Source organism: Pinisolibacter aquiterrae, assembly GCF_019160155.1.
GTDB lineage: Bacteria > Pseudomonadota > Alphaproteobacteria > Rhizobiales > Ancalomicrobiaceae > Pinisolibacter > Pinisolibacter aquiterrae.
In genome coordinates this window covers 47,830-62,618 of record NZ_JAFNIH010000032.1, presented here as the reverse complement: position 1 = coordinate 62,618, position 14,789 = coordinate 47,830, and the positions used below count along the sequence as shown (strand labels likewise).

The following is a 14,789-nucleotide window of genomic DNA, read 5'->3' as shown; positions in this document are numbered from 1 at the left end:
CGAGCGATCGGGACGACGGCCAACGAAGCGGCCCCGGCCGGCTTCGTCGACAGAGGTGCCCGTTCGATGTCCGAGCCCATGCGTCACGCCTACGATCCCCATGCGACCGGCCCGGTCGATGCCGGGCAGGGTCATCGTGCCCGGCCGATGGCGGAGGATCCGCTCGCGGAACTGGCGCGCATCCTCGGGGAGGGCGCGGCGCATCCGGTGCGTCCCGAGCACGTCGTCGAAGTGGGCCGGCGGACCCTGCCGAAGAGCCCCGCCCCGGCGCAGATCTCCGACCTCGAGGCCGAACTCTTCGAGACCCTGCGCTCGTCGGTGACGCCGGAGGAGCGGGTGCGCGGCGACTTCGAGCGCGAAGTGCCCAAGATCATTCCCCAGCATCCGGTCGACGATCACGACATCGCCAGCCTCAGCGGCTATTCCGGCGCCGAGGCGGCGGAGGATCCGATCGTCTCGACGCCGGTCGATCCGGCGCCGGTCGATCCGCGCTGGGCCGACTTCTACGCCTATGACGACGGCATCTCGGCCGGGTCCTACGACCCCGCCTTCGCGGGCGGCGCGGCGCAGGCGGTCGATCTCGACGCGGCCTTCGCGGCGGAGATCCATCGCGCCCGTGGCGGCGAGGCGCCGCGGCCGACCTTCGACGAATTCGATCCGGCGGCGATCGCGCGCGCCGCCGCCGAGGCGTCGCCCTATGTCGCCGACGAGGCGGTGATCCTGCCGCATTCGATGGCCGAGGAATACGAGGCGCGGCAGTTGCCGCACGAGGGCGGGCGCTCGGGCTTCCGGATCGCGGCGGCGGTCGTCGGCCTTCTACTGGTCGGCGGCGGGGCGCTCGCCGGATGGAAGATCTGGGGCGACCCCAAGGCGCGCGGGCCGGTGCTGATCCAGGCCGACGGCCAGCCGCTCAAGGTGCTGCCGGATCCGACCAAGGCGGCGACGGTGGCCGACGGCGAGATCTCGCTGAAGCGCGACACCAAGGTCGACGGCTCGAAGATCGTCAGCCTCCAGGAGGATCCGGTCGAGCATGTCTCCGGGCTTACCCCCGAGGGACGCGAGGTGCGGGTGATCAATCCCGGCACGCAGCGCCCGACCTCGCCCGATCAACCGCATACGGTCAAGACGGTGGTGGTGCGGCCCGACGGCTCGATCGTCTCGGAGGGCTCCCAGGCGCGGCCGCCGAACGGCGCCGCGCCCACGGCTCCCGCCGCCCCCGCGACGCCGGGCCCGACGGCCGCGGCGCCGGCCAAGCCGAGCGCGCCGCCGGTGCCGAGCGTGCCGCCGCCGATGGTGCCGGTGACGACGACCCGGGTCACCACCCAGCCGGTGGTGCCGACGCTGCCGCAGGCGGCGGCGGTGGCGCAGCCGGTTCCCATGGTTCCGGTCACGCCGGCTCCGGCCGCTCCGGCCGAGGCCGCGCCGGCCACGCCCGCCGGAACGGTGGTCGACGTGCCGATGCCGATCCCGGCGCCGCCGCGCCCGGCCGCGACCGCCCCGGTCCGGACGGTGACGACCACGCCGGTCACGCCGCAGCGGCCGCAGGCCTCGGCCGGGGCGCCGCTGGCGCTCGGTCCGGTGGCGCCGCGTCTGGCGAGCGCTCCCGCGCCGCAGGCGTCGGCTCCGGCCCCGGCACGTCCGCAGCCGACGGCCGCCGCGCCGACGCCGCTCGCGCCGGCCGCCGCCGGTGGTGGCGATTGGATGGTGCAGCTCTCCGCCTCCAAGTCGGAAGCGGACGCGCGGCGCTCCTTCGCCGACGCCCAGCGGCGTTATTCGGCGTTGTCGGGCCGGCCGCTCGACGTGCAGCGCGCCGATCTCGGCACCCGGGGCACCTATTATCGGGCCCGGGTGCCGGTGGGATCGCGCGAGGCGGCGGCGGCACTCTGTTCGCAGATCCAGTCCCAGGGCGGGCAGTGCATGGTGACGCGCCGCTGAGCGGACCGCCCCTCTCGCCGCCTTTCGGCCGGTCGTGGTTCGCCTCGGCCGGCCGTCCTCGTCTCCCCCCACGCGAGTGCCGACCGTCATGACCGTCTCCGCCTTCATCGCCGGCTGCGCCGGACCGACGCTCTCGCCCGACGAGGTCGCCTTCTTCCGCGACGCCCGCCCGTGGGGGTTCATCCTGTTTTCCCGCAACTGCGAGACGCCGGACCAGATCCGCGCGCTGACGGCGGCGCTGCGGGCGGCGGCGGACCGGCCGGACGCGCCGATCCTGATCGATCAGGAGGGCGGCCGGGTGCAGCGTCTCGGCCCGCCGCAATGGCCGGCCTATCCCGCCGGGCGCCGCTTCGGCGAGGTCTATGCCCGAGATCGGCGCACCGGGCTCGCGGCGGCGCGGCTCGGCGCCCGGCTCATCGCCCACGATCTCCTCGAACTCGGCATCGACGTCGACTGCCTGCCGGTGCTCGACGTGCCGGTCGAGGGCGCCCACGACGTCATCGGCCACCGCGCCTACGGGGTGACGCCGGAAGTGGTGTCGGACCTCGGTCGGGCGGCGGCGGCGGGGCTCCTCGAGGGCGGTGTGCTGCCGGTGATCAAGCACATTCCCGGGCACGGCCGCGCCGGCGTCGACAGCCATCATCACCTGCCGGTGGTGGAGACGTCGCGCGCGGCGCTGGAGACGACCGATTTCCCGCCGTTCCGCGCGGCGGCGGACCTGCCTCTGGCGATGACCGCGCACGTGGTCTATTCGGCGATCGATCCCGACGCCCCGGCGACCACCTCGAAGACGGTGATCGATACGGTGATCCGGGGCTTCATCGGCTACGACGGCTGCCTGATGTCGGACGACGTGTCGATGCGGGCGCTGTCGGGGACGATCGGCGAGCGCACCGCCGCCGCGCTCGCCGCCGGCTGCGATCTGGTGCTCCACTGCAACGGCGATCTCGCGGAGATGACCGCGGTGGCGGCGGCGTGTCGTCCACTCGAGGGGCGGGCGCGGGAGCGGGCCGACCGGGCGGCGGCGATGCGGCGTCCGGTGGAGAGTTTCGACGTCGAGGCGGCGCGCGCGCAGTTCGCCCGATTGACGGGAACCCCGGTCGTCTGAAACATCCCTCGCGGGGGCGAGGGACGCGGGCCGTGGACACCAGCGAGACGCAACGACTGCCGGAGAACGGACGCGCGGCGCCCGACGACTGGTCGCGTCCGCCGCGCGCGGCGCCGGCCGGGGCGGGCGAGGACGCGCTGATCGTCGACGTCGACGGTTGGGAGGGGCCGCTCGACCTGCTGTTGTCGCTGGCGCGCAATCAGAAGGTCGATCTCGCCAAGATCTCGATCCTCGATCTGGTCGATCAATATCTCGCCTTCGTCGAGCGGGTGCGCGAGAGCCGGCTCGAGCTCGCCGCCGATCATCTCGTGATGGCGGCGTGGCTCACCTATCTCAAGTCGCGGCTGCTCCTGCCGAAGCCGCCGGAGGACGCCGAGCCGACCGGCGAGGAACTGGCGGCGGCGCTCGCCTTTCGCCTGCGCCGGCTCGAGGCGATGCGCGAGCGGGCGGCGGTGCTGATGGCGCGGCCCCGGGTCGGGCGCGAGATCTTTCTGCGCGGCGCCCCCGAGGGGACGTCGGTGGTGACGCGGCCGAAGTGGGACGCGAGCCTCTGGGATCTCCTCTCGGCCTATGCCGACTTCCGACAGCGCGGCATGATCACCGAGGTCCGGGTGGCGGCGCGCAAGGTGTGGTCGCTGGTCGACGCGCGCGAGATCCTGGAGCGGCTGGTCGGGCCGATCGACGAGTGGATCGATCTCGATCGGCTGATCGCGCCGCACGAGACCGCCGAGACCCGGGCGACGCTGATCGCCTCGACCTTCGCGGCCAGTCTCGAGATGGTGCGCGAGGGGCTGCTCGACGTCGCCCAGGCGGAGGCCTTCGCGCCGTTGATGGTGCGCGCGCGGGGCGGGGGCCGACCCGACGAGGGGGAGGAGACGTCATGATCGACGCGGACGACGACGACGACGATCGTCCGCCGGCCGAGGCGGGGGGCCCCTTTCGCGACCGCGACGCGGCGCGGCTGGTGGAGGCGGCGATCTTCGCCGCCGCCGAGCCGGTCGACGAGGCGGCGCTGGCCGAGCTCGTGGGCGCCGACGTCGACCTCGACGCCGTTCTCGCCGATCTCGTCGCCGATTATCGCGGGCGTGGGGTCGAGCCGGTGCGACTCGCCGGCAAATGGCTGTTCCGCACCGCCGCCGATCTGGCACCGCGTCTGTCGCGACGCGTCGAGGAACCGCGCCGTCTCGGCCGCGCCGCGCTCGAGACGCTGGCGATCATCGCCTATCACCAGCCGGTCACGCGCGCCGAGATCGAGCAGATTCGCGGCGTCACCATGTCCAAGGGCACGCTCGACATGCTGCTCGAGGCGGGGTGGATCCGCATGCGCGGGCGGCGGCGGACGCCGGGGCGGCCGGTGACCTGGGGGACGACCGAGGCGTTCCTGGTCCATTTCGGCCTCGAGACGGTGCGCGATCTGCCGGGGCTCGAGGAGTTGAAGGCGGCGGGGCTGCTCGAGGGGCAGATCCCGGCCGGCTTCCACGTGCCCCTGCCGGTCGAGGGCGAGGCGCTGACGGCGGAGGAGGATCCGCTCGAGCCGGGCGATCTCCTCGATCTCCTCACCGATTCCGGGTCGGAGGAGGGCTGAGGCCGGCGTCACGCGGGCGTGTTGGCAGCGCGGTTGCTCCACCACGGCCTTTTTGCCATAGTGCGGCGCCGCCCGGCCGGGGTGCGCCGAAGGCGTGCCGGCCCACCATCTGGAGCAGTACGACATGGGTTCTCTGAGCATCTGGCACTGGCTGATCGTTCTCGCGGTCGCCCTGCTGTTCTTCGGCGGCAAGGGCAAGATTTCCGACCTGATGGGTGATTTCGCCAAGGGCATCAAGAGCTTCAAGAAGGGTCTTCAGGACGACGACGTGGCCGAGAAACCCGCCGCTCCGAAGTCCATCGATGCCAAGACGGGCGAGACCGTTCCCCAGGACGAGAAGTCGAAGACCGTCGGCTGACGCCGTCGCGACCGGCTCGACGCGGGCCGCGGTGGCGTCCGCTCCCGTCGAGGTCGGTGATTTCCGTGAACCGTTCGGTTCTCGGTCGGATCGAGGGGGTGCGCGAGACGCCGCCCCCGCAGGCGGACGAACATGCTCGGGCTCGATTTCTCCGAACTCCTCATCATCGGCGTGGTGGCCCTGGTCGTCGTCGGGCCGAAGGAGTTGCCGCAACTGATGCGCACCGTCGGCCAATGGGTCGGCAAGGCGCGGCGCATGGCGACCGAATTCCAGGGCCAGATGAACGAGGCGATCCGTGAGGCCGAGCTCGACGACGTCAAGAAACACGTCGACGATCTGCGCTCGCTGTCGCCCAAGGCCCTGCTGGCGGAACAGTTCTCGTCGGTGACCCGCACGCTCGACGAGGTCAAGCGCGACACCGAGGCCGAGATGGCCGGGATCGAGGCCGGGGTCTCCGCGCCGATGGTCGCCGACGGCGGCACGGTCGAGGCGCCGACGGACGAGACGCCGGCGATGGCGGAGGGCGAGATCGCCGCGCGGATCGACGCGGCCTCGCCGATGCCGATGGATCTGACAGAGCCGGTGTTCGATCTGACCCCGGCGCCGGGCAGCCCGGTCGAGGTCGCCGAGGCGGCGCCGGCCGCGTCCGAGCCGGCCGAAGCGAAGAAAGAGCGTGACGCATGAGCGAGCAGGACGAGATCGAAGCCTCGCGCGCGCCGTTGATGGAGCACCTGATCGAGCTGAGGGCGCGGCTGATCCGCTCGCTCCTCGCGATCGTCGTGGCGTTCCTGGTGTGTTTCGCCTTCGCCAAGCAGATCTACAATGTTCTGGTGTGGCCCTACGACTATGTGATCCGCTCGATGACGGGCAAGCCGGCGACGATGATCTTTACCGCGCCGCAGGAATTCTTCATCACGCAGATCAAGGTGGCGTTCTACGGAGCGATCGTCATCGCCTTCCCGATGATCGCGGCACAGATCTACAAATTCGTGGCGCCCGGGCTCTATCGGCACGAGAAGAACGCGTTCCTGCCCTATCTGATCGCCACGCCGGTGTTCTTCCTGATGGGGGCGGGGCTCGTCTATTTCCTGCTGCCGATGGTGCTCGGCTTCTTCGCGGGCATGCAGCAGACCGACGGCGACGGCATCAAGATCGAGCTTCTGCCCAAGGTCTCCGAATATCTGTCGCTGATCATGTCGCTGACGGTGGCCTTCGGTCTGGTCTTCCAGATGCCGGTGGTGCTGACGCTCTTGGGCAAGATCGGCGTCGTCACCTCCAAGGGGCTGCGGTCCAAGCGGCGCTGGGCGATTCTGCTCGCCTTCATCGTGGCGGCGGTGCTGACGCCGCCCGATCCGCTCTCCCAGATCTCCCTTGCCCTGCCCACCATCCTCCTCTACGAACTCACGATCTTCGCCGTGAAGATGGTGGAGAGGAAGGAGACGCCGGAAGGCGAACTCGCCTCGCCGAGCACCGACGTCGCGACCCGCGACTGAGTCCCGCTCCCGCTCATGCGGTCCCGTCTCGTCGGCGAAACGCGGGCCGCGTCATGCGGCCCGTGGCATCTTTCGAGGACCGTCCCATGCACGACATCAAGTGGATCCGCGACAACGCCGAGGCCTTCGACACGGCGCTCGCCCATCGGTCGAAGCCGGCGATGGCGGCCGAGGCTCTGGCTCTCGACGAGAAGCGGCGCGCCCACCTGACGCGGTTGCAGGAGCTGCAGGCGAGCGCCAACGCCTCCGCCAAGGCGATCGGTGCCGCCATGGGCAAGAAGGATCTCGAGACCGCCGAACGGCTCAAGGCCGAAGTCGCGCAGATCAAGGCCGAGATCCAGGCGGGCGAGGCCGAGGAACGGGCGATCGAGCAGGCGGTCACCGACTTCCTCGCCGGCATCCCCAACGTGCCCGCCGCCGACGTGCCGGTCGGCAAGGACGAGGCCGACAACGTCGAGATCCGCCGCTGGGGTACGCCGCGGACCTTCGACTTCGCGCCGAAGCAGCATTTCGAGATCGGCGAGGCGCTCGGCCAGATGGACTTCGAGGCCGCGACCAAGATCTCGGGCGCGCGCTTCGTGCTGCTCAAGGGCAAATTGGCCCGGCTCGAGCGCGCGCTCGGCCAGTTCATGCTCGACCTCCATGTCGACCACCACGGCTACACGGAAGTGAACCCGCCGTTCCTGGTGAAGAGCGAATCGGCCTATGGCACCGGCAATCTGCCGAAGTTCGCCGAGGATCTGTTCCGCACCGAGAACGGCTACTGGCTGATCCCGACGGCGGAGGTCCCGGTCACCAACATCGTCCGCGACGAGATCGTCTCCGAGGCCTCGCTCCCCTATCGCTTCACCGCGTGGACGCCGTGCTTCCGCTCGGAGGCGGGCTCGGCCGGGCGCGACACGCGCGGCATGATCCGGCTGCATCAGTTCCCCAAGGTCGAGATGGTGTCGATCACCACCCCGGAGACCTCGGAGGCCGAGCACGAGCGGATGACCGCCGCCGCCGAGGACGTTTTGCAGAAGCTCGGGCTGCCCTATCGCACCATCGTGCTGTGCACCGGCGACATGGGCTTCTCCTCGCGCAAGACCTACGACATCGAGGTGTGGCTGCCGGGTCAGGACGCCTATCGCGAGATCTCGTCCTGCTCCAATTGCGGCGACTTCCAGGCGCGGCGGATGAACGCCCGCATGCGGCCGACCGAGGGCAAGGGCACGCGATTCGTCCACACGCTCAACGGCTCGGGCGTCGCGGTCGGACGCTGCCTGGTGGCAGTGCTCGAGAACTACCAGAATGCCGACGGCTCTGTGACCGTGCCGGAGGCGCTGCGCCCCTACATGGGCGGGCTGGAGCTGATCACGCCCTGAGGCGGATCGAGCGGACCGCCGCCGGCTCTGGGTGACGGTTCGCCACGGCGTCGCACATCCTTCCTTCTCCCCCTCGCGGGAGAAGGTGCCCGAAGGGTGGATGAGGGGTGCCGCGCGGAGCGCGAAGTCCTCCGGCACCGCCCGTCGCGGGCTCGCGCCCGCGCCCTCTCGTCCGGCCCGTGCCGGGCCGCCTTCTCTCGCGAGGGGAGAAGGAGAGGACTCGCGACGAGACGTTCCGCCCGGGATGCCTTGTCGGCGACACGGGCGGACACTACCTTGGCCCGCGCCGCCCCGGCGAAACGCCGAACTCGAGGGAACGCCCATGTCCAGCGATCATCCGTCCGACAAGGATCGCCCAAATTCCGGGCAGGGGACCCCGTCTCCCGGTGGTCCAGGGCCGCGCGCGCCGAACCGTTATCCGCCGGGCTACGATCCGGTGACCCATGTCTATACGCCGCCGATCGGACCGGACGGCCAGCCGATCTATCCGCCGGGCTACGATCCCGTCACCCACACGTTCAAGCGGCCCGAGTCGGCCGCCGGCGGGGCAATCGATCACGAACACCACCACGCCTACGGCCACGTGCCCCCGGCGCTCGACGCGGACGGCGAGCGGCGCACCATGCTGGTGACCGGCGCCAGTCGCGGCATCGGCCATTCGATCGTGCGCAAATTCGCCGACGAGGGCTGGCGAATCGTCACCTGCTCGCGCCATCCCTTCGAGCGCAGCCGCTGCCCGTGGGAAGCGGGGCCGGAGGATCACGTCCAGGTCGACCTCGGCGATCGCGAGCAGATCCCGCTCGCCATCATCGACATTCGCCGCCGGGTCGGCGGACGGCTGCACGCGCTCGTCAACAACGCCGGCATCTCACCCAAGGGGCCGAACGGCGAGCGGCTGAATTCGATGACGACACCGATGCATACGTGGATGCAGGTGTTTCACGTCAATCTCCTGGCGCCGATCATGCTGGCCAAGGGATTGTTCGACGAGTTGAAGGCGGCGCGGGGCTCGGTGGTCAACATCACCTCGGTGGTCGGCAGCCGCGTCCACCCCTTCGCCGGCACCGCCTACGCCACCTCCAAGGCGGCGCTGACGGCGCTGACCCGTGAAATGGCCAATGATTTCGCGCCGCACGGTATTCGCGTCAATGCGATCGCGCCGGGCGAAATCGTCACCGACATCCTGTCGCCGGGCACGGAAGAAAAGTTCCTGCCGCTCATCCCGATGAAGCGCCTGGGTCGGCCCGAGGAAGTCGCCGAGCTGGTGCATTTCCTCTGCTCGGAGGCGGCGTCCTACATCACCGGCGAACAGATCAACATCAACGGTGGTCAGTTGCTCTGACTCTTCAGTATGCTGCTGTGCATCCATCTTCTGTATACGATCGTTAGGACTTCTGGGTAAGTATTTTTCCTCAGGCCAGTTTTGAATCAATGCATTTCGTTTGTGCATTCGTGTCGGATTCCTGACGTCAAAAGCAGCGTGACATTTCGTGCGGTCGCGCGCAGCATTTCTCTCGTCGAGCAGATCTTGCGGTTTCCCTTACGGAAATCGAGGAGTGGGAGATCTGGCGAGGAGAGCGAACCATGGGGATTGCGACCGCGCCCGCATTCGGATCGGACCAGGCGAAGCCGGCCGGGCCGGCGCCCTATCCGAAGGCCAATGCCGAGATGGCGCTCTTCGGGATCTACGAGATCTCGAAGATCCTCACCACGCCGGCGCGACTCGAGTTGACGCTCTCCAACGTCGTGAACGTGCTGACGTCGTTCCTGCAGATGCGGCGCGGCATGATCGTCGTACTCGACGACGGCGGCGACGTGGAGATCGTGGCGACCGCGGGATGGGCCGAGCAGGGTGGACGCGGTGGGCGCGCCATCGACAGTCTGCCGCGCGCGGTGATCGACCGGATCGTCGCGACGACGACGCCGGTCGTCGCGCAGGACATCGCCACCGATCCGCTGTTCGAGACCGCCGACGGGCTCTTGGCCGAGGAGGCGGGCATGCGCGTCTCCTTCATCGGCGTGCCGATCAAGGCCGACAACAAGGTGGTGGGCACGCTCTCGATCGACCGGGTGTGGGACGGGCGCACGCAGTTCCGGATCGACGACGATCTGCGCTTCCTCGCCATGGTCGCCAATCTGGCGGGTCAGACCGTCCGTCTCCACCGCATCCTCTCCGCCGATCGTCAGCGTCTCCTCGACGAGCGGTCGTCGCTCGAGAAGGCGCTCGGCAACGAGTTGGCCAATCGGGTGCCGAACGCCATTCCCAAGGTCGAGGGCATCGTCGGCGAGAGCGTGGCGGTGAAGCGGGTGCTCCAGACCATCGCCGTCGTCGCCAAATCCAATTCGACCGTGCTGTTGCGCGGCGAGAGCGGCACCGGCAAGGAGCTCTTCGCGCGCGCCATCCACGATCTGAGCCCACGCAAGGCCAAGGCCTTCGTCAAGCTCAACTGCGCCGCGCTTCCGGAGAGCGTGCTCGAGAGCGAGCTCTTCGGCCACGAGAAGGGCTCGTTCACCGGCGCCGTCGGCCAGCGCGCCGGCCGGTTCGAGCTCGCCAACGGCGGCACGCTGCTGCTCGACGAGATCGGCGAGATCTCGGCCTCGTTCCAGGCGAAACTCCTGCGCATCCTGCAGGAGGGCGAATTCGAGCGGGTCGGCGGATCGAAGACGCTGAAGGTGGACGTGCGGCTCGTCTGCGCCACCAACAAGAACCTCGAGGAGGCGGTCGCCAAGGGCGAGTTCCGCGCCGACCTCTATTACCGCATCAACGTGGTGCCGGTGTTCCTGCCGCCGCTGCGCGAGCGTCCGGGCGACATTCCCCATCTGGCGCGCGCCTTCGTCCAGCGCTTCAACGCCGAGAACGGTCGCAAGATGTCGATCTCGGCGGCGGGTCTCGATCTCCTCTCGCACTGCTACTTCCCCGGCAACGTGCGCGAACTCGAGAACTGCGTGCGGCGGACGGCGACGCTGGCGCACGGCGACATGATCACGCCCGACGATTTCGCCTGTCACACCGGCAACTGCCTGTCGGCGCTCCTGTGGAAGAGCGCGCCGAAGAAGCCGGGCGTGCCCGATCCGATCACCATGCTCGCCTCGGGCGTGTCGGTGGTGGCGCCGACGCCGTCGCACGGGGTGCCGCCGGCGGTCTATCCGGTCGCCCCCGTCGAGCCGGCTCCGGCGGCGGCGCCTCTGCCGGCGAGCCCGGCCGAGGCGGTCGCGTCCGGCGGATTGTGCGAACATGCCGACGCCAACTGCCCGGCGCTCGGCGGACGACCGAGCGAGCGCGAACGTCTCGTCGATGCGATGGAGCGGTCCGGCTGGGTCCAGGCCAAGGCGGCGCGGATTCTGGGGCTCACGCCGCGCCAGATCGGCTACGCCCTCAAGAAGCACAACATCGAGCTGAAGCGGTTCTGACCCGACCGCTCGGCGCGACCGACAGACTTCGGTTCCTCCCTGAAGACCCACTCGGCCCGGATCGCTCCGGGCCGTTTCTTATGGTGGCGTCAGGGGCGGCGGGCGACGGCGTGGAAGAAGGAGCCGGAGACCCGGCCGCGCCGGCTGCCGGTCGGCTGCGGCGGGGTGCCGTAGGCGTCGCCGGCGAGGGCGAAGGGGGCGTCACGGCCGGGGTCGACGATGGTCGCGTAGTGGAACTCGTGGCCGGCGAGGCGGGTGCCGGTGGGGCCGAGGACGCCGTCGGCGAGGAGTTCGACGGCGCGATAGCCGAGATGCATCTTGCGTTTGGCGAAGGAGGTTTCGACGTCGAGCAGGCCGGCCATGGCGTGGGTTCGGCCGCTCGCGTCGGTGAGGGAGCGGCCGAGCACCATGTAGCCGCCGCACTCGCCGTGGACCGGCCGGTCGGCGGCGAAGGCGCGCAGCCCCTCGAGGAAGCCGCTCGCGGCGGCGAGACGTTCGGCGTGGAGTTCGGGATAGCCGCCGGGGAGCCAGCAGACGTCGCAGGCGGCGTCGGGGGCCTCGTCGGCGAGGGGCGAGAAGAACGCGATCTCGGCGCCCTCGGCGCGCCAGCCCTCGACCAGATGCGGATAGAGGAAGGTGAAGGCGGCGTCGCGGGCGACGGCGATGCGTCCGCCCGGGGCCGGGATGGCGCCGATCGACGAAGCGGTCGCGGCATCGGCGGGCGGCGAGGCGACGAGCGGCCGGGCGGCGGCGATAAGGCGATCGAGGTCGACATGGGTTTCGACGAGATCGGCCATGCGGTCGAGCAGCGTGTCGAGGCCGCTCGTCTCCGAGGCCTGGACGAGGCCGAGGTGGCGCTCGGGCAGGACCACGTCGGGGTTGCGCGGGATCGCGCCGAGGACGTCGATGCCGAGGGCGCGAATCGCGTCGCCGACGAGCCGGGTGTGACGCTCCGAGCCGACCCGGTTGAGGATCACCCCGGCGAGCGGCAGGTCGGGGGCATAGGCGCGGACCCCGGCGACGATGGCGGCGGCGGATTGCGATTGGCCGGAGACGTCGAGCACCAGGAGGAGCGGCAGGCCGAGGGCACGGGCGACGTCGGCGCTGGCGCCGCTGCGGCCGGGGGCGGCGGGGACGCCGTCGAAGAGGCCCATCAGCCCCTCGGCGACGACCAGATCGGCGCCCGCGCCGGCCCGGGTCGCGAGGCGTGCCATCAGCTCGGGCGGCATCGCCCAACTGTCGAGATTGAGGCTGGCGCGTCCGCTCGCCACCGCGTGGAAGGCGGGGTCGATGTAGTCGGGGCCGCATTTGGCGCCGCCGACGGCGAGGCCGCGCCGGGCGAGCGCCCGGAGGAGGCCGAGCGTCACCGTGGTCTTGCCGGAGCCGGAGCGCAGTGCCGCGACGAGGAGGCCGTTCGGGGGGGGCGTCACGGGCGACCGTCGCCGTAGCCGAGGGCGGCGCGGAGCGGCACGATCGAGCCGATCACGGTGATGGTCGGCGGCTCGATGCCGGCGGCGGCGGCGTCGGCGACGCAGGTGGCCAGCGTCGACACCAGCACGCGCTGTTCCGGCGTCGTCGCCTTGTTGACGAAACCGACCGGGGTCTCCGGCGCCATGCCGGCCTCGACCAGTTCGGCGACGATGGCGGCGAGGTTGTTCATCGCCATGTAGAGGATCAGCGGCACGCCGGTGCGGGCGAAGGCGGCCCAATCGATCGCCTCGGGGCCGTGGACGGCATAGTGGCCGGTCATCAGGATGACGGCCTGATTGGTGTCGCGGGTGGTCGCGGGGATGCCGGCGGCGGTGAGGCCGCCGAGGCCGGAGGTGATGCCGGGCACCACGTGGAAGGGCACGCCGGCCGCCACCAGGGCGAGGGCCTCCTCGCCGCCGCGGCCGAAGACGAAGGGATCGCCGCCCTTCAGACGCAGCACGCGCTTGCCCTCGCGGGCGAGTTCGATCAGGCGGTCGGTGATGTCGCCCTGTTTGGCGGAGGGTTTGCCGCCACGCTTTCCGGCGAATTCGCGTTCCGCCGCCGGATTGACCAGCGACAGGATCTCGGGCGCGACGAGGGCGTCGTAGACCAGCACGTCGGCCTGACCGAGCGCGAAGATGGCGCGGGCTGTGAGGAGGCCGGGATCGCCGGGGCCGGCGCCGACCAGCCAGACCGAGCCGGGCTCGAAAGGCGGCATGTGGGCGGCGAGCGGTCCGAGATCGACCATGGCGTATCCTCCTGGGACGTTTCGTCCTTCGTGCGGGCGGCGCCTTTCGGGGCCGCCCCTTCGTCGTGGTGACGCCGGTGGGGATCGGTTCCGACCGGCGTCGGGCGATCGACAGAACCGCATGGACCGGCGTCGAGGTCCATGAGATACCAAGTCGCAGGATGAATGACGACGCCGCCTCGACGAAAATCAAGAACAATTCCGATCTCCGCCGGGGATGGACGACGGGGACCTGCGCCACCGCCGCCGCCAAGGCGGCCGCGACGGCGCTCCTCGGCGACGACTTTCCCGATCCGGTCGACGTGCTCCTGCCGGGCGGAGGCCGTCCGGCCTTCGCGCTCGCCCGCGCCGAGCTCGGCGACGGGGCCGCGCTCGCCGGGGTCGTCAAGGATGCCGGCGACGACCCGGACGTCACCCACGGCGCGCTGGTGTGGGCGCGGGTGACGCGTGGGGCATCCGGATCCGGCCTCGTCTTCCGCGCCGGCGAGGGCGTCGGCACGGTGACGCGGCCGGGGCTGCCGATCGCGGTCGGCGAGCCGGCGATCAATCCGGTGCCGCGCGCGATGATTCGCACCGCCCTCGAGGAAGTGGTGGCCGCCCATGGCGGGGCGCTCGACTTCGTGGTCGAGGTCGGCATCGAGCATGGCCGCAAACTCGCGGAAAAGACCCTCAATCCGCGTCTCGGCATTCTCGGGGGGCTGTCGGTGTTGGGAACCACCGGCATCGTCATCCCCTTCTCCTGCTCGGCCTGGATCCACTCGATCCATCGCGGCATCGACGTCGCCCGCGCCATGGGGCTCGATCACGTCGCGGGCTCGACCGGCAACACCTCGGAGAAGGCGGTTCAGGCGCTGCACGATCTCCCCGATCAGGCGTTGATCGAGATGGGCGATTTCGTCGGTGGCATGCTCAAATACGTCCGCACCCATCCGGTGGCGCGGGTGACGCTCGCCTGCGGCATCGCCAAGGCGGTGAAACTGGCGCAGGGGCTCGCCGATCTCCATTCCAAGCGCGGTTCGGTCGACCACGACTTTCTCGCGCGCGTCGCGGCCGAGGCGGGGGCCTCGGAGGCGGTCGTCGCGCGGGTGCGCGGCGCCAATTCGGCGCTCGAAGTGCTTCAGATCGCCCGCGCGGAGGGCTTCGATCTGGGCACGCCGATCGCGGCGGCGGGCTGGCGGACCGGCGCGGCGCTGCTCGCCGGGTCGGGCGTCGACCTCGAAGTGGCGGTCTTCGACCGCGCCGGCGGGCTGGTCGCCTCGAGCGGGTTTCACGCCGTCGGGTGAGGCGCCTCTTCCTTCTCCCCTCGTGGGAGAAGGT

General features: G+C 70.6%; 13 protein-coding genes. 11 read left to right on the top strand and 2 right to left on the bottom strand.

Annotated elements, in window-relative coordinates; genetic code table 11:
* The first annotated feature begins 66 nt into the window (after positions 1 to 66).
* From J3S89_RS13105 to nifA, 10 genes are all read left to right on the top strand, one after another.
* Positions 67 to 1,935, top strand: a complete 1,869-nt coding sequence (locus J3S89_RS13105; protein WP_217928009.1) for an SPOR domain-containing protein — start codon at positions 67 to 69, stop codon at positions 1,933 to 1,935.
* Positions 1,936 to 2,023: 88 nt separating this feature from the next.
* Complete coding sequence (nagZ, locus tag J3S89_RS13100; protein WP_217928008.1) at positions 2,024 to 3,043, top strand: beta-N-acetylhexosaminidase; 1,020 nt, start codon at positions 2,024 to 2,026, stop codon at positions 3,041 to 3,043.
* A 32-nt stretch (positions 3,044 to 3,075) separates the two neighbouring features.
* The gene (locus J3S89_RS13095) at positions 3,076 to 3,927 is read left to right on the top strand and encodes a segregation and condensation protein A (protein ID WP_420801316.1); all 852 of its coding nucleotides are present in this window, start codon (positions 3,076 to 3,078) and stop codon (positions 3,925 to 3,927) included.
* On the top strand, positions 3,924 to 4,628 hold the full coding sequence (gene scpB / locus J3S89_RS13090; protein WP_217928007.1) for an SMC-Scp complex subunit ScpB: 705 nt from the start codon (positions 3,924 to 3,926) through the stop codon (positions 4,626 to 4,628). The genes J3S89_RS13095 and scpB overlap by 4 nt, the downstream gene beginning before the upstream one ends.
* A gap of 124 nt (positions 4,629 to 4,752) precedes the next feature.
* Positions 4,753 to 4,986, top strand: a complete 234-nt coding sequence (locus J3S89_RS13085) for a twin-arginine translocase TatA/TatE family subunit (protein WP_217928006.1) — start codon at positions 4,753 to 4,755, stop codon at positions 4,984 to 4,986.
* A 132-nt stretch (positions 4,987 to 5,118) separates the two neighbouring features.
* A complete protein-coding gene (gene tatB, locus J3S89_RS13080; RefSeq protein WP_217928005.1) occupies positions 5,119 to 5,670 on the top strand; it encodes a Sec-independent protein translocase protein TatB in 552 nt (183 codons plus the stop codon).
* The gene (gene tatC, locus J3S89_RS13075; RefSeq protein ID WP_217928004.1) at positions 5,667 to 6,479 is read left to right on the top strand and encodes a twin-arginine translocase subunit TatC; all 813 of its coding nucleotides are present in this window, start codon (positions 5,667 to 5,669) and stop codon (positions 6,477 to 6,479) included. The genes tatB and tatC overlap by 4 nt, the downstream gene beginning before the upstream one ends.
* 86 nt (positions 6,480 to 6,565) lie before the next feature.
* Positions 6,566 to 7,843 (top strand): serine--tRNA ligase, encoded by a 1,278-nt coding sequence (gene serS / locus J3S89_RS13070; RefSeq protein WP_217928003.1) that lies wholly within the window; start codon positions 6,566 to 6,568, stop codon positions 7,841 to 7,843.
* A gap of 322 nt (positions 7,844 to 8,165) precedes the next feature.
* Positions 8,166 to 9,185: an SDR family NAD(P)-dependent oxidoreductase gene (locus J3S89_RS13065; RefSeq protein WP_230489069.1), complete on the top strand. Its 1,020-nt coding sequence runs from the start codon at positions 8,166 to 8,168 to the stop codon at positions 9,183 to 9,185.
* Between the two features lie 242 nt (positions 9,186 to 9,427).
* Entirely contained in the window at positions 9,428 to 11,254 is a 1,827-nt protein-coding gene (gene nifA, locus J3S89_RS13060) for a nif-specific transcriptional activator NifA (RefSeq protein WP_420801317.1), read from the top strand.
* 89 nt (positions 11,255 to 11,343) lie between these two features.
* Here the strand turns inward: nifA and J3S89_RS13055 are convergent, their stop codons facing one another.
* Positions 11,344 to 12,684: a cobyrinic acid a,c-diamide synthase CobB gene (locus J3S89_RS13055; protein ID WP_217928002.1), complete on the bottom strand. Its 1,341-nt coding sequence runs from the start codon at positions 12,682 to 12,684 to the stop codon at positions 11,344 to 11,346.
* Positions 12,681 to 13,472 carry a uroporphyrinogen-III C-methyltransferase gene (gene cobA, locus J3S89_RS13050; protein ID WP_217928001.1) on the bottom strand — a complete coding sequence of 264 codons (792 nt, stop codon included), beginning with the start codon at positions 13,470 to 13,472 and terminating at the stop codon, positions 12,681 to 12,683. Before cobA ends, J3S89_RS13055 begins: the two co-directional genes overlap by 4 nt.
* 161 nt (positions 13,473 to 13,633) lie before the next feature.
* Between cobA and J3S89_RS13045 the strand changes: the two genes are divergently transcribed.
* Entirely contained in the window at positions 13,634 to 14,755 is a 1,122-nt protein-coding gene (locus J3S89_RS13045; protein WP_217928000.1) for a cobalt-precorrin-5B (C(1))-methyltransferase, read from the top strand.
* Positions 14,756 to 14,789 lie beyond the last annotated feature (34 nt).

Bases quoted from the DNA above. Each gene is read 5' to 3' on its own strand.
- tatB (WP_217928005.1), top strand. From the start codon at position 5,119: ATGCTCGGGCTCGATTTCTCCGAACTCCTCATCATCGGCGTGGTGGCC.
- J3S89_RS13045 (WP_217928000.1), top strand. From the start codon at position 13,634: ATGAATGACGACGCCGCCTCGACGAAAATCAAGAACAATTCCGATCTC.
- nifA (WP_420801317.1), top strand. From the start codon at position 9,428: ATGGGGATTGCGACCGCGCCCGCATTCGGATCGGACCAGGCGAAGCCG.
- tatC (WP_217928004.1), top strand. From the start codon at position 5,667: ATGAGCGAGCAGGACGAGATCGAAGCCTCGCGCGCGCCGTTGATGGAG.
- J3S89_RS13085 (WP_217928006.1), top strand. From the start codon at position 4,753: ATGGGTTCTCTGAGCATCTGGCACTGGCTGATCGTTCTCGCGGTCGCC.
- serS (WP_217928003.1), top strand. From the start codon at position 6,566: ATGCACGACATCAAGTGGATCCGCGACAACGCCGAGGCCTTCGACACG.
- cobA (WP_217928001.1), bottom strand. From the start codon at position 13,472: ATGGTCGATCTCGGACCGCTCGCCGCCCACATGCCGCCTTTCGAGCCC.
- scpB (WP_217928007.1), top strand. From the start codon at position 3,924: ATGATCGACGCGGACGACGACGACGACGATCGTCCGCCGGCCGAGGCG.
- J3S89_RS13065 (WP_230489069.1), top strand. From the start codon at position 8,166: ATGTCCAGCGATCATCCGTCCGACAAGGATCGCCCAAATTCCGGGCAG.
- nagZ (WP_217928008.1), top strand. From the start codon at position 2,024: ATGACCGTCTCCGCCTTCATCGCCGGCTGCGCCGGACCGACGCTCTCG.
- J3S89_RS13105 (WP_217928009.1), top strand. From the start codon at position 67: ATGTCCGAGCCCATGCGTCACGCCTACGATCCCCATGCGACCGGCCCG.